General features: G+C 71.1%; 12 protein-coding genes. 6 read left to right on the plus strand and 6 right to left on the minus strand.

What is annotated here, in order from left to right; all coding sequences use genetic code 11:
* The first annotated feature begins 129 nt into the window (after positions 1–129).
* The 5 genes from grpE (at position 130) to K5L01_RS02810 (ending at position 6,119) form a co-directional block, all read left to right on the plus strand.
* Positions 130–645 carry a nucleotide exchange factor GrpE gene (gene grpE, locus K5L01_RS02790; protein ID WP_250061741.1) on the plus strand — a complete coding sequence of 172 codons (516 nt, stop codon included), beginning with the start codon at positions 130–132 and terminating at the stop codon, positions 643–645.
* Positions 646–751: 106 nt separating this feature from the next.
* A complete protein-coding gene (gene dnaK, locus K5L01_RS02795; protein WP_250061743.1) occupies positions 752–2,674 on the plus strand; it encodes a molecular chaperone DnaK in 1,923 nt (640 codons plus the stop codon).
* A 128-nt stretch (positions 2,675–2,802) separates the two neighbouring features.
* Positions 2,803–3,927 (plus strand): molecular chaperone DnaJ, encoded by a 1,125-nt coding sequence (dnaJ, locus tag K5L01_RS02800; RefSeq protein WP_250061745.1) that lies wholly within the window; start codon positions 2,803–2,805, stop codon positions 3,925–3,927.
* A 153-nt stretch (positions 3,928–4,080) separates the two neighbouring features.
* Entirely contained in the window at positions 4,081–4,989 is a 909-nt protein-coding gene (gene pdxY / locus K5L01_RS02805) for a pyridoxal kinase (RefSeq protein WP_250061747.1), read from the plus strand.
* A gap of 23 nt (positions 4,990–5,012) precedes the next feature.
* Positions 5,013–6,119, plus strand: a complete 1,107-nt coding sequence (locus K5L01_RS02810) for a prephenate dehydrogenase (RefSeq protein ID WP_250063433.1) — start codon at positions 5,013–5,015, stop codon at positions 6,117–6,119.
* A gap of 192 nt (positions 6,120–6,311) precedes the next feature.
* Here K5L01_RS02810 and K5L01_RS02815 read toward each other — a convergent pair whose 3' ends face one another.
* The 5 genes from K5L01_RS02815 to K5L01_RS02835 all read right to left on the minus strand — a co-directional run bounded on the left by K5L01_RS02815 (position 6,312) and on the right by K5L01_RS02835 (position 10,647).
* A complete protein-coding gene (locus tag K5L01_RS02815) occupies positions 6,312–6,506 on the minus strand; it encodes a hypothetical protein (RefSeq protein ID WP_250061749.1) in 195 nt (64 codons plus the stop codon).
* A gap of 135 nt (positions 6,507–6,641) precedes the next feature.
* Positions 6,642–8,411, minus strand: a complete 1,770-nt coding sequence (locus K5L01_RS02820; RefSeq protein ID WP_250061751.1) for an ABC transporter transmembrane domain-containing protein — start codon at positions 8,409–8,411, stop codon at positions 6,642–6,644.
* 145 nt (positions 8,412–8,556) lie between these two features.
* A complete protein-coding gene (locus K5L01_RS02825) occupies positions 8,557–9,147 on the minus strand; it encodes an IMPACT family protein (RefSeq protein ID WP_250061753.1) in 591 nt (196 codons plus the stop codon).
* An 82-nt stretch (positions 9,148–9,229) separates the two neighbouring features.
* Complete coding sequence (locus K5L01_RS02830) at positions 9,230–10,093, minus strand: hypothetical protein (protein WP_250061755.1); 864 nt, start codon at positions 10,091–10,093, stop codon at positions 9,230–9,232.
* The gene (locus K5L01_RS02835) at positions 10,090–10,647 is read right to left on the minus strand and encodes an RNA polymerase sigma factor (protein ID WP_250061757.1); all 558 of its coding nucleotides are present in this window, start codon (positions 10,645–10,647) and stop codon (positions 10,090–10,092) included. The genes K5L01_RS02830 and K5L01_RS02835 overlap by 4 nt, the downstream gene beginning before the upstream one ends.
* A gap of 174 nt (positions 10,648–10,821) precedes the next feature.
* On the opposite strand from K5L01_RS02835, the gene K5L01_RS02840 reads away from it, so the two are divergent.
* Positions 10,822–13,674 carry a putative bifunctional diguanylate cyclase/phosphodiesterase gene (locus K5L01_RS02840; protein ID WP_336254071.1) on the plus strand — a complete coding sequence of 951 codons (2,853 nt, stop codon included), beginning with the start codon at positions 10,822–10,824 and terminating at the stop codon, positions 13,672–13,674.
* A gap of 176 nt (positions 13,675–13,850) precedes the next feature.
* On the opposite strand, the gene K5L01_RS02845 is transcribed toward K5L01_RS02840, so the two are convergent.
* Positions 13,851–14,444 carry an LOG family protein gene (locus tag K5L01_RS02845; RefSeq protein WP_250061759.1) on the minus strand — a complete coding sequence of 198 codons (594 nt, stop codon included), beginning with the start codon at positions 14,442–14,444 and terminating at the stop codon, positions 13,851–13,853.
* Positions 14,445–14,495 lie beyond the last annotated feature (51 nt).

Consider the following 14,495-nt stretch of genomic DNA (forward strand, 5'->3'; position numbering starts at 1 on the left):
GGCGCGCGGGCGCGCAGGGCAGCTTACCGGGCCTGCGTCGCACGGGGTGAGCCGGAACCTTGAAACCGGAAGGGGCGCCCACATACGGGATGCAGGCCGGCGGCAGAACGACCGCCCGAGAACCCGGAAATGAACCAAGACCATCCCGAATTCGAGACCGATACCCCCGCCGGCGACACGGCCGAGTCGCCGGACCTCCAGCTCCAGGCGCTGCGTGCCGAGCTCGAGCAGCTCAAGGGCGAGTCGCTGCGCGAGCGCGCCGACCTGGAAAACCAGCGCAAGCGCGTCGCACGCGACATCGAGCAGGCGCGCAAGTTCGCCAATGAAAAACTGCTTGGCGACCTGCTGCCGGTGTTCGACAGCCTGGACGCCGGCCTGGCGGCCGCCGGCGCGGAACCCAATCCGCTGCGCGAAGGGCTGGAGCTGACCTACCGGCAACTGCTGAAGGTCGCCGCCGACAACGGGCTGGCACTGCTGGATCCGGTGGGCGAGGCCTTCGATCCGGAGCGCCACCAGGCCATCAGCCAGGTCGACGCCCCTGCCGGGGTGGCGCCGGGCGCGGTGGTCACCGTGTTCCAGAAGGGCTACCTGCTCAACGAGCGCCTGCTGCGGCCGGCGCTGGTGGTGGTGGCCCGGGTCGACTGACGCCCGGCAAACAGCGTTCCGGGGATGGCTTGAATGTCGTCCGGTCGTCCCCCACATCCCGATCATCCCCGGCGGCTGCCGGCATACGAATCCTCAGGAGTCCCCCATGGGCAAGATCATTGGTATCGACCTCGGCACCACCAACTCGTGCGTGGCGATCATGGACGGCGGCAAGGCCCGCGTCATCGAGAACTCGGAAGGCGACCGCACCACGCCCTCCATCGTCGCCTACACCAAGGACGGCGAAGTGCTGATGGGTGCGCCGGCCAAGCGCCAGGCGGTCACCAACCCGAAGAACACCTTCTATGCGGTGAAGCGCCTGATCGGCCGCAAGTTCACCGATGCCGAAGTGCAGAAGGACATCGCCCACGTGCCGTACGCCATCCTGGCGCACGACAACGGCGATGCCTGGGTGGCCACCAGCGACGGCAAGAAGATGGCCTCGCAGGAGATCTCGGCCAAGGTGCTGGAGAAGATGAAGAAGACCGCCGAGGACTTCCTGGGCGAGAAGGTCAGTGAAGCGGTCATCACCGTGCCGGCCTACTTCAACGACAGCCAGCGCCAGGCGACCAAGGACGCCGGCCGCATCGCCGGCCTGGACGTCAAGCGCATCATCAACGAGCCGACCGCCGCCGCGCTGGCCTACGGGCTGGACAAGGGCGACGGCCGCGACCGCAAGATCGTGGTCTACGACCTGGGCGGCGGCACCTTCGACGTGTCGATCATCGAGATCGCCAACGTCGACGGCGAGAAGCAGTTCGAGGTGCTGGCCACCAACGGCGACACCTTCCTGGGCGGCGAGGACTTCGACAACCGGGTCATCGAGTACCTGGTGGACGAGTTCAACAAGGACCAGGGCATCGACCTGCGCAAGGACCCGCTGGCCCTGCAGCGCCTGAAGGATGCCGCCGAGCGCGCCAAGATCGAGCTGTCCAGCGCCCAGCAGACCGAAGTGAACCTGCCGTACGTCACCGCCGACGCTTCCGGCCCGAAGCACCTGAACATCAAGCTGACCCGCGCCAAGCTGGAAGCCCTGGTCGAGGACCTGGTGAAGAAGTCGATCGAACCCTGCCGCGTCGCGCTGAACGATGCCGGCCTGCGCTCGAGCGACATCAGCGAGGTGATCCTGGTCGGTGGCCAGACCCGCATGCCGAAGGTGCAGCAGGCGGTGGCCGAGTTCTTCGGCAAGGAGCCGCGCAAGGACGTCAATCCCGACGAGGCCGTGGCGCTGGGCGCCGCGATCCAGGGCGGCGTGCTGGCCGGCGACGTCAAGGACGTGCTGCTGCTGGACGTGACTCCGCTGTCGCTGGGCATCGAGACCCTGGGCGGCGTGTTCACCAAGATCATCGAGAAGAACACCACCATCCCGACCAAGGCCTCGCAGGTGTTCTCCACCGCCGAGGACAACCAGTCGGCGGTGACCGTGCACGTGCTGCAGGGCGAGCGCGAGCAGGCCCGCTACAACAAATCGCTGGCCAAGTTCGACCTGACCGGCATCGAGCCGGCGCCGCGCGGCCTGCCGCAGGTGGAGGTGTCCTTCGACATCGACGCCAACGGCATCCTGCACGTGTCGGCCAAGGACAAGAAGACCAACAAGGAACAGAAGGTCGAGATCAAGGCCGGTTCGGGCCTGTCCGAGGACGAGATCAACCGCATGGTCGCCGATGCCGAGGCGCACCGCGAGGACGACAAGAAGTTCCAGGAACTGGTGCAGGCGCGCAACCAGGCCGACGGCCTGATCCATGCCACCCGCAGCGCCATCACCGAGCACGGCAGCAAGGTCGGTGGCGAGGTGATCGGCAAGGTCGAAGCGGCCCTGGCCGAGCTGGAGTCGGCGATGAAGGGTGACGACAAGGCGCAGATCGAGGCCCGTTCCAAGGCGCTGGAGGAGGCCGGGCAATCGCTGTACGCCGCGGCCGCGGCCGGCGAGCAGGGGGGCGCGGCACCGGAGGGTGGCCCCGCGGGTGCGGCCGACGACGTGGTGGACGCCGAGTTCACCGAGGTCAAGGACGACGACAAGAAGGCCTGACGTCCAACGCCCCTCTCCCGCGCGGGAGAGGACAGGGGTGAGGTATCCGGGGGCGACGCGGCCCCGGATCCTCGATCGGCAGATCCCCCCACCCGTCGCTCCCTCGCAGGGGGAGGGAGAGCAGAAGCATGAGCAAGCGCGATTACTACGAAGTACTGGGTGTCTCCCGGGACGCCAGCGATGACGAGTTGAAGAAGGCCTATCGCCGTTGCGCGATGAAGCACCATCCGGACCGCAATCCGGGCGATGCCGCCGCCGAGGCGGCCTTCAAGGAATGCAAGGAGGCCTACGAGGTCCTGTCCGACGGCGGCAAGCGGCGCATGTACGACGCCCACGGCCATGCCGCGTTCGAGCACGGCATGGGCGGCATGGGCGGTGGCCCGGGCGGCGCCGACATGGGCGACATCTTCGGCGACATCTTCGGCAACATCTTCGGTGGCGGCGGTGCCCGCCAGGCACGTCGCGGCGCCGATATCGGCTATGTGATGGAGCTGGACCTGGAAGAAGCGGTGGCCGGCGTCGAACGCCGCATCGAGATCCCCTCGCTGGCCGAGTGCGGCGACTGCCAGGGCAGCGGTGCGGCGGATGGCAAGGTCGAGACCTGCACGGTCTGCGGCGGCCGCGGCCAGGTACGCATGCAGCGGGGCATCTTCGCCATGCAGCAGGCCTGCCACAACTGCGGCGGGCGCGGACAGATCGTCGCCCATCCGTGCCGCACCTGCCACGGCAACGGCCGTGTCGAGGAGGACAAGGTGCTGTCGGTGAACGTGCCGGCCGGCGTCGATACCGGCGACCGCATCCGCCTGCAGGGCGAAGGCGAGGCCGGCCCGCCGGGCACGCCGCCGGGCGACCTGTACGTGGAGGTGCGCGTACGCGAGCATGCGATCTTCACCCGTGACGGCGATGACCTGCACTGCGAGGTGCCGGTGCGCATCTCGCAGGCGGCGCTCGGCGACGCGATCCGGGTGGCGACCCTGAACGGCGAGGCCGAGATCCGCATCCCGGCCGAGACCCAGACCGGCAAGCTGTTCCGCCTGCGCGGCAAGGGCGTGCGCTCGGTGCGCAGCCGTGGCGAGGGCGACCTCTACTGCCGCATCGTGGTGGAGACGCCGGTCAACCTGACCAGCGAGCAGCGGCGGCTGCTGGAGCAGTTCGAAACGACCTTCGTCGGCGAGGAGGCACGCAAGCATTCGCCGAAGTCGGCGACCTTCATCGATGGGGTCAAGGGCTTCTGGGAGCGCATGAAGTCCTGACGCCGGCAGCAGCGCGCGGGCCATGCGCCCGCGTCCCCGGTTCCGATGCGGAAGCCGCAGCCTGCTGCGGCTTTCCGCGTCATGCGCGCAAGCGTTGCTTGCGCACGTAAGCGTTGCATGCAGGTGGCGGGCCCGCGGACGTAGAATGCGGCGATGAACAATGTCGACCACAGCCACCTCGTGCATGGTCGCCGACAACGCCCGGACGGGCCGTCGCCGGTGGACGTGATTTCCGTTCAATCGCAACTGGTCTACGGCCACGCCGGCAACAGCGCCGCGGTGCCGCCGCTGCGCGCGCTGGGCCTGCGGGTGGCGGAAGTGCCGACCACCCTGCTGAGCAATGCGCCGTTCTACCCGACCCTGCAGGGGCGGGTGCTGCCGGCGGACTGGTTCGCCGGCCTGTTGCAGGGGGCCAGCGAGCGCGGGCTGCCGCAGCGCGCCCGTGCGCTCATCTCCGGATATTTCGGCAGCGCCGCCAACGGCGCCGCGTTCGCCGACTGGCTCGATGGCGTCGCCGCGTCCTGCCCGGATCTGCGCTACTGCCTGGACCCGGTAATCGGCGACACCCATACCGGTCCCTATGTCGAACCGGGCCTGGAGCGGATCTTCGCCGAGCGCCTGCTGCCGCACGCATGGCTGGTGACCCCCAATGCGTTCGAGCTCGGGCGCCTGGCCGGCATGCCGGCGCTGGAGCAGGACGATGCCATCGCGGCCTCGCGCCGGCTGCTGGAGCAGGGCCCGGAATGGGTGATCGCCCATTCCGTGTCCGGGGTGCCCGGCGAACTGGTCACCCTGGCGATCGGGCGCGAGCAGACCTGGCGCTGGACGTCGCCGCACCTGCCGGTGGACGTGGCCGGCACCGGCGACGTACTGATGTCGCTGCTGGTGGCCTTCCTGCTCAAGGGGCACGCGTTCGAGGATGCGGTCGGCCGCGCGATCGCCGGTGTGCATGCGGCGCTGGAAGCGACCCTGGTACAGGGCGTGGAGGAATTCGACGTGCTGGCCGCGGCACCGGCGGCGCTGGGAACCCCCTACCGCTTCCTGCCCGAGCGCCTGGCGTGAGCGCAGTGGCGTGCCGGGAAACGATGCCGGTGATCGGCATCGTGGGCAGCGGCGGTGCCTATGGGCGCTGGCTGCGGACGTTCTTCGCGTCGCGCATGGGCCTGGAGGTCATCGGCCACGATCCGGTCGACCCGGCCTCGCAGACCCCGGAGCAGCTGCTCGCGCAGGCCGACGTGCTGTTGTTCTCGGCGCCGATCCGGCATACGCCGGCGCTGATCGACGACTATGTGCGGCGGTCGGCGGGCCGCGAGCAGGGCCGGCTGTGGCTGGACGTGACATCGATCAAGAGCGCGCCGGTGGCCGCGATGCTGCGCTCCGGCGCGAGCGTGGCCGGCCTGCACCCGATGACCGCGCCGCCGAAGACCCCCACCCTGAAGGGCCGGGTGATGGTCGTCTGCGAAGCGCGCGTCGAAGCGCACTGGCGCGCCTGGCTGGAGCGGCTGTACGCCGCGCTGGAGGCCGACTGCGTGCCGGCCTCGCCGGAGCACCATGACCGGGTGATGGCACTGGTGCAGGCGATGGTGCACGCCACCCATCTCGCGCAGGCCGGGGTGCTGCAGGGCTATGCGCCGCTGCTGGGCGAACTGCGCGAGCTGATGGCCTACCGTTCCATCGCGTTCGAGCTGGATGCGACGGTGATCTCGCGCATCCTGTCGCTGAATCCGGCGATCTATGAAGACATCCAGTTCGGCAACCCGCACGCCGGGGAGGTGCTCGACCGCCTGCTGGAGCAGCTGCAGCGGTTGCGGGCGCTGCTCGCCGATGGCAGCGACGCGGCCCGTTCGGCGTTCCGCGGGGAGTTCCTCGAGGGCAACCGTGACGCGATGGGCGAACAGGCGCTGCGCGACGGCAACTACAACTTCGAACGCCTGGGCTACCTGCTGTCGGACCTGGCCGATGCCCGCGCGATGAGCGTGCACCTGCCGGAGGACCGTGCCGGCTCGCTGCGCGAACTGCTGCATGTCTTCGAGCGCCACGGCATCAGCCTGGCATCGATCCATTCGTCGCGCACGCCGGCGGGCGACGTCCACTTCCGCATGGGCTTTGCCCGGCATTACGCCGCGGACGTGCTGGACGCCGCCGCCCAGGAGATCGACCGCAGCGGCATCGGCCGGGTACTGGAGCGGTGAGCGCGCGCCGCTGCCCGAGGCGCGCGGGGGCGGGCGGCGGAAACACCACCCAGTCATCCACAGCGGGTGTGGATGACCTGCGCACAAGCCTGTGGATGAATGGCCAGGTCCCTTGTGGGACAAGGCTGTCAAGAGGGCTGGCCATTTCTTCGCCAGCACCGGCCGGCGGCCATGCCGCGGCCACGGCAACCCTCAGGTCCGCAGCGTCAGCTCACCATCGAGCGTACTGAAGCCGCCGGCGTCGCGCTGCAGGCGGCGGCCGTCGTCCAGTTCGTAACGGGGGGCAGCCGGCTCGCCGTCCTGCAGGCTGTCCGGCTCGGGAATGAACGCGATGATGACGCGGCTTTCGCCGTGCTGGTCGGTGGCGGGAAACGGGCGGAACGACATGGCAAGCTCCTGCGCGGTATCCAACAGGGTGGGGCAGGGCCAGCCTGCGACGGAGGGCGTTAGCGCAGGGTCACGGTGGCGTTGCGGAAAGGTAGGCCGGAGGCGCGGAGCCCTGCGTCGCCGCTGCCGACGCCTTCACTCGATGAACTGCAGCCGTGCCAGTTCCGCGTACAGGCCACCTTCGCGCAGCAACTGCGCGTGCGTGCCCTGGGCGACGATGCGGCCGTGGTCCATCACCACGATGCGGTCGGCCTTGAGCACGGTCGCCAGCCGGTGCGCGATCACCAGCGTGGTACGGCCGGCCATCAGCCGCTCCAACGCCTGCTGCACCGCGCGTTCGCTCTGCGCGTCCAGCGCGCTGGTGGCTTCGTCCAGCAGCAGCACCGGCGCATCCTTGAGCAGGGCGCGGGCGATGGCGATGCGCTGCTGCTGGCCACCGGACAGGCGCGCGCCACGCTCGCCCAGTTCGCTGGCATAGCCGTCGGGCAGGGCGCGGATGAAGTCGTCGGCCTCGGCGGCGCGCGCGGCGGCATGCAGCGCCTCGTCGCTGGCCTGCAAGCGGCCATAGCGGATGTTGTCGGCCGCGCTGGACGCGAACAGCGCCGGTTGCTGCGGCACCAGCGCGATCTGTTCGCGCAGCGCGCCGGGCTCGGCCTGGCGCAGGTCGATGCCATCGATGCTGACGGTGCCGGTGTCCGGATCGTGGAAGCGCAGCAGCAGGGACAGCACCGTGCTCTTGCCGGCGCCGGAGGGCCCCACCAGGGCGACGGTTTCGCCCGGCCGGACATGCAGCGTGAAGCGGTCCAGCGCCGGCTGGCCCGGCCGCTGCGGATAGTGGAAGACCACCTCGTCGAAGCGGATGTCGCCCTGCAGCGGCAGCGGCAGCGCTTGCGGCACGCGCGGCGCTTCCACGGTGGCCTGTTCCTGCAGCAGCTCGGCGATGCGGCCCATGCCGCCGGCGGCGCGCTGCAGTTCGTTCCAGACCTCGGCGAGTGCGCCGACCGAGCCGCCGCCGATCAGCGCATAGAACACGAACTGGCCCAGTTCGCCCTTGCTGATGCGGCCGGCGATCACATCGTGCGCACCGGACCAGAGCACCAGCACCACCGCGCCGAAGACCAGGGTGATGACGATGGCGGTGACCAGCGACTGGGTGCGGATGCGGCCACGCGCGGTTGCCACCGCGACCTGCACCGCCGCGGCGAAACGGCCGGTCTCGTAGGGTTCGCGTGCATGCGCCTGCACGGTGCGCACCGCGCCGAGGGTCTCGCTGGCGAGGTTGTTGGCGTCGGCGACGCGGTCCTGGCTGGCGCGCGAGGCCTTCTCGAGCCGCCGTGCACCAAGGACGATGGGCAGTACCGCCAGCGGGATGCCGATCAGGGTGAAGGCGGCCAGGCGCGGGCTGGTGACGAACAGCATCGCCAGACTGCCGACCACGGTGACGCTGCTGCGCAGCGCCACCGACATGCTGCTGCCGACCACGCTGCGCAGCAGTTCGCTGTCCGCGGACAGCCGCGAGACCAGCTCGCCGCTGCGGTTGCGGTCGTGGAACTGCGCGTCGAGCCCGATCAGGTGCGCGTAGAGCTGGCGGCGCAGGTCCGCGACGACCTTTTCGCCAAGCAGCGAGACGAAGAAGAAACGCGCCGCGCTGGCGGCGGCGAGCACCACCACCACTGCGAACACCAGCAGGAACACCTGGTCGATGTCGCCGCCGCTGCTGAAACCGTCGTCGATCATGCGCCGGAACGCGACCGGGAAACTCAGGGTGGCCGCCGAGGCCACCGCCAGGGCCGCCAGCCAGGCGGCGAACAGCCCCCTGTGCCGGCGCACGAACGGCCACAGTGCGCGCAGCGTGCCCAGCCGCGCCTTGGCGGAAGGAAGGGGGGCGGGAGCGGGATCGGTCATGGGCATGGCATCGGAGGAAAGGGCGGCCGGCACACAGCGGCGCGCGGGGCGGTCCCACGGGCGCGGAGGACGGCTGGCGACATGGGCCGCCACGTCCGCACAGGGTACCGGGGCTGCGGCGCATTGTAGCGGCGGCGCCGGGGCCTCAGTGTTCGTCCCCGCACCAGCGCACGCGGCCGCGGGTGGCATCGCGCAGCTGCGTCTTGAGCGCCTGCACGCGGTCCAGGGGCAGCTCGAGGGTCAGCCGCGCGCCGTGCTCGTCGAACGCCTCGTCGCGTTTTTCGGCGGCATGCGCCGCCAGGTGCGTGTAGATGGTGCCGAGCTCGTCGAACGGGCAGGCCAGGTGCACCGTGCGCATCGCCACCAGCGGCAGCCGCGGCGCCAGCCGCAGGCACTCGGCGGCGGTACCGCCATAGGCGCGGACCAGGCCGCCGGCGCCGAGCTTGATGCCGCCGTACCAGCGGGTGACGACCACCACCACGCGGTCGTAGCCCTGGCCGTCGATCGCCGCCAGGATCGGCCGGCCGGCGGTGCCGGCGGGTTCGCCGTCGTCGCTGGAGCGGTAGTCGTCGCCATGACGGTAGGCCCAGCAGTTGTGGGTGGCATCGGCGACCGAGACCTCGCCGATGAAGGCCAGCGCCGCGGCCGCGCCATCGATCGGCGCGGCCTGGGCCAGGAAGCGGCTGTGCTTGATTTCCAGCGCATGGCTGGCGGTCGCGGCGAGGGTATCGGACATCACCGCCATTCTAGGCGCTGGCAGCGCTGGGGGCATGTCCGGGGCGCCTCCCGGCGGGCCGGCCGGGACACCGCGCCGCGGCTCATTCCTCGAGCAGTGGCCGCAGGTCGCGCGGAATGCGTGCGTGCGGATGGGCCTGCACGAACCGGCGCAGGCTGGCGCGGGCGGATGCGCTGTCGCCGGCATCGCGCTGCGCGCGGATGTGCTGCAACCATTGCCGCCGCTGGAGCGGGGGGGCGGCAACGGCCTCCGCCGCCGGGGAGGCGCCGTCGACGTCGACGGCGAGCGCGGCCGGGTGTTCGTCGGCGCGGGCAGGCGGTGCGGGCGCGGCCAGCGGGGCATGGGCGCTGCGCGTCGCGTACTTGGCCGCGGCGTCGGCTGCCGGTGTGCCCGGTGCGGCGATCGCCCGGGCCGCGGCCCGCTCGGCGGAGGCGGGCGGTGCCGGTGGCGGGGGGGCGGCCGGCGGGGCCGGAGCGCGCGGGGAGACGGCTGCGGGCGCGGCCGGTTTGGCGGCGGCAGGTACCGGTGCAGGGCGGCGGGCCGCCGGCGGAGGCGTGGCCGGGGCGGCAACGGTGTCGCGGGGGGGCTCGGCGCTGGTGGGCGCAGCCGCGGGCATGGCCGCCGGTGCGGGCGCCGGAAGGTCCGGGGCCGGTGCGGGGGCCGGGGGCAGGGTCGGCCGCAGCTGCCAGGACAGGCCGACCGCCAGCACCAGCGAGGCTGCCACGGCCACCGGGGTGAGCCAGACGGGCCGGCGGCGGTCCGGCCGCGTGCTGAAGGCCGCCGGCGGGGGCGACGGCCGGGGCACGGGGGTCGGGGCGCCTGTCGTGCGCGCCTGTGCGGCGATTGCCGCATCGGTGCGCGCCGTCGGCGCGACCGTCGTGTCGGGCCGTCCCAGCAGGCGGGCCAGTGCGCGCTCTTCGGGGGTCAGGGCATCGGACCGGTTCATTCGCTCAACCTCGCGCGCAGCTTGTCCATCGCATAGCGCAGCCGCGATTTGACGGTTTCCCGGCCGACGCCGGTGATCTGCCCGATTTCCTCCAGGCTCAGTTCCTGCTCCAGCCGCAGGATCAGGACTTCCTGCTGTTCCATCGGCAGTTCGGCCATCGCCTCGCGCAGCCGTACCCGCTCGGCCTGTTCGGTGGCGAGCAGCTCCGGGGTGCAGGTATCGGCCAGCCGCGCGGTGCGCTCCTCGGCGTCGGCCGGGGCCGGTGGGCGGTGGCGGGCGGCACGCCAATGGTCGTTGAGGCGGTTGTGGGCGATGCGGAACAGCCAGGTGGCGAAGGCCGCTTCGGGGGTCCAGCCGGCGCGGGCATGGATCAGCCGCTGCCAGACGTCCTGGAACAGTTCCTCGGCCAGCGGGCGGTCGCGCAGCTGGCCCAGCAGGTAGTGAAACAGGCGGGCGCGATGGCGCGCATACAGGGCATCGAAGGCCGCGCCGTCGCCGCCGGCGTAGGCCAGCATCAATGCCTCGTCGGTAGGGGCTTGAACGGCGGTGTCCACGTACCGCAGCCTACGCGGTGCGGGCATGGCTTGACCAGACGGGGGACGCGGGGACCGTTCAGCCGGGCCCGGGCGCATATGCCCCGGCGCGTGCGTCGGCGGCTGCCGGCGGCGCTATGCTGCGGAGCGTGACGCGGCCCGGCCGCGGGTGTCGGGACCCTTGAGAGCGAGGCCATGGCGGACAGCCAACAGCAAGCGTTTGCCGGATGCGGGGCCGCCGGAGCAGAGGCCCTGCTGGCGCGCATGGGTGCGGCGCTGGGCGGCCTGCTGCCGTCCGGCGGAGCGGTCGCACTGGCCTGGGACGATGCGCTGCTCGGCCGGGGCGAGTGGGCCGCCGCGGGCGCGGACGACCCGCTGCGCACGGCCGTGCGCGGCCTGCTCGATGGAGCTTCGTTGCCGCCGGCGCTGGGCCACCTGCCGCATGCGTACTGGTGCGAGGAGGGCACCGGCATCGCGCTGCTGGCCGCGCCTCCGATGCCGGTGCCCGATCCGCAGCGGCAGGCCTGGCTGGCCGCCGCGCGGATGCTGGCCGGCACCACGCTGGCACGGCTGCGGCAGGACGGCCGGCTCGCCGGACTCGAGCAGGCCGGGCGATTGCAGGCGGCCTTGCTGGAGATCGCCGGGCTGGCCGCCGGCGACCTGGACGTGCGCCGGCTGCTGCGGCGGTTCCACGGCATCCTGCATGCGCTGATGGGGGTCGATGCCTGCCGGGTGGTGGACTACGACGCGGAAGGGGATCGCCTGCGGGTGCTCTACAGCGGTCCGGACGGTGCTGGCGAGCCGGCCGATCCGGAGCGCTGGATGGCCTGCGACGAAGCCGGCGACCCGGCACTGCTTGCGGTGCTGCACGGTGCCGGGGAGCCGGGCGGCGGCTGGACCGGCGTGCCGCTGCGCCGCGCCGGCGCGGTGTGCGGCGTGGTCATGGTGCGGCGCGACGACGGCGTCAGCCTGGCACCGGTGCGCGACGGACTGGCGGCGGCGGCGGAGCAGCTGCACGGTGCGATGGACCGCTGCCGTGCGCACCAGCAGCTCCGCCAGCATGTGCAGCGGCGCACCCGCGAACTGGAGCGCGTCAACGGCAGCCTGCAGGAGGAGATCCAGGAGCGCCGGCGCGCGGAGATGCTGCATGCGGCGCTGTTCCGGATTTCCGAGCTGGCGATGAGCTGTGGCAGCCAGGAGCAGTTCCATGCCGAGCTGCACGGGGTGATCGGCGGGCTGCTGGATGCACGGAACTTCTATATCGCACTGGTCAACGAGCAGCGCGACGGACTGGACTTCGTGTACTCGGTCGATGAGTTCAACCGGGTCTGGGCCTCGCGGCCCTTCAGCGACGGGCTGACCGAGTACACCATCCGCACGGGCCAGCCGCTGCTGGTCACCCGCGACCAGATCAACCGGCTGGTCGCCGAGGGCAAGGTGCGGCAGTTCGGTGCGGAATCGCAGTGCTGGCTGGGCGTGCCGTTGTTCGACGACCATGAAGTGGTGGGGGCGATCGCGGTGCAGAGCTACGACCCCGACGCCCGTTTCACCCAGTACGACCAGCGCCTTCTGGCGTTCGTCGCGCGCAGCATCGGCAACAGCCTCAACCGCCAGCGCGACCGCAACCGGCTGCTGCAGGCGCATGCGGAGCTGGAGCGCCGGGTGGCCGAGCGCACGCGCGAACTGGGCCAGGTCAACCAGAAGCTGCTGGCACAGATCGGCGAACGCATGCGCGTCGAGCAGCGCATGACCTACCTGGCGACCCACGATGTGCTCACCGGCCTGCCCAACCGGATGCACCTGCTGGAAAAGCTGGAGCGGGCGATCGAGCAGGCGCTGCTGGGCAGCGGGCCGGAGTTCGCGCTGCTGTTCCTGGATCTGGACCGCTTCAAGTGGATCAACGACAGCATCGGCCATGCCGCCGGTGACCAGATGCTGGTGGAGGTGGCGCAGCGCCTGGTCGGCATGCTGCGCAGCGAGGACGTGGTGGCGCGGCTGGGCGGCGACGAGTTCGCCCTGCTGGTGCGCTGCGAGGGTGCCGGCGTGGAAGCGGCGATGGAGGTCGGGCGGCGCCTGCTGCGCGCCCTGGAGCAGTCGATGTGGGTACAGGGGCGCGAGCTGTTTCCGTCCGGCAGCATCGGCATCGCGCTGTGGAGCCCGCACTATGCGTCCGGTGCCGAACTGCTGCGCGACGCCGATGCCGCTATGTACCGGGCCAAGGGCATGGGCCAGGACCGCTGCGTGGTGTTCGACGCGGCCATGCGCGAGCAGTCGCTGCGCAGCCTGGAGCTGGAAGCGGACCTGCGCCGGGCCATCAACAACAACGACTTCGTGCCGTTCTACCAGCCGATCGTCTCGTTGGTCGATGGCCGGGTGATCGGCCACGAGGCCCTGCTGCGCTGGCAGCACGAAGGTCGCGGGCTGCTGCTGCCGGGCGAGTTCATCGGCCTGGGCGAGGAAAGCGGACTGATAGAGCAGGTGGATTGGCTGATGTACGAGCAGGTGGTCCGCGACCTCGCCGACAGCACCGCGGGCTACCTCTCGGTCAATGTATCGCCACGGCATTTCCGCTCGCCGGAATTCGCGGCGCGGCTGTTCGGGCTGCTCGACGCGGCCGGGGCGCCCGCGGAGCGCCTGCGCGTGGAGATCACCGAGGAAGCGCTGCTGGATGCCGCACCGAGGACACTGCGGGCGCTGCACCACCTGCGCGAGCGTGGCGTGCTGGTGCAGCTGGATGACTTCGGCACCGGCTATTCGGCGCTGTCCTACCTGCACCGTTTCCCGATCAGCGCGCTGAAGATCGACCGGAGTTTCGTTGCCGGCCTGCACGCGCATGCTGGCAAGAGCACGCAGGCGCTGGTGGAGGGGGTGGTGTCGCTTGCGCGCACCCTGGGCATCCAGACCATCGGCGAGGGCATCGAGGAACAGCGGCAGTGGCACACCCTGCTGGAAATGGGCTGCGACTACGGCCAGGGGTATCTGCTGGGCTATCCCGTGCCCCGGCAGACGATGCTGCAGCAGGCCCCGGGCGGCTCCAAGGCGCGCTGAGCGCGGAAGGCGCGCCGTGTACGGGGGGCGCCCCGCCGGCAACAGGGCGCCGCGGGGCCTGCCGCGTCGCCACGCGCCAGTGTCTTACCGCAATGCGGCGCGCAGTTTTTCGTCGAACCGCGCCCCGTTGGCAACAGGGCGCCGCGGGGTCTGCCGCGTCGCCACGCGCCAGTGTCTTACCGCAATGCGGCGCGTAGTTTTTCGTCGAACCACTTCTCCGCCTGTGCCGGCGTATAGGCCCGCATCCAGGCCAGCATCTGCTGCGGGTCATCGCCGTACCAGAGGTCCTGGCGCTGCTCCGGGTGCAGGAAGCGCTCTTCCACCATGTGGTCGATCATGCCGATCAGGCGCGCGTAGAAACCGTCGACATCGAGGAACGCACAGGGCTTCCTGCCGATGCCCAGCTGCCGCCAGGTCAGCATCTCGAAGATCTCCTCGGCGGTGCCGAAGCCGCCGGGCAGGGCGACGAAGGCATCGGACAGCTCGAACATGCGCGACTTGCGTTCGTGCATGGTGGCGACCACTTCCAGGCTGGTGACGCCCTGGTGCGCCACCTCCAGGTCCACCAGGTGCTGCGGGATCACGCCGGTGACCGCGCCGCCAGCGGCCAGCACGCCATCGGCCACCGCGCCCATCAGCCCGGTGCGGCCGCCGCCGTACACCAGCCGCAGGCCTTCGTCGGCGATGCGCCGGCCAAGCTCGACGGCGCGCTCGACGTAGACCGGCCGGGCGCCGGGGTTGGAGCCGCAGTAGACACAGAGGGACTTCATGCTCGTTCCTGGAGGAAAGGAGGCCGTCCGCGACGGGAGCGCGGCAGGCGG

It is taken from the genome of Stenotrophomonas mori, assembly GCF_023556335.1.
GTDB lineage: Bacteria > Pseudomonadota > Gammaproteobacteria > Xanthomonadales > Xanthomonadaceae > Stenotrophomonas > Stenotrophomonas mori.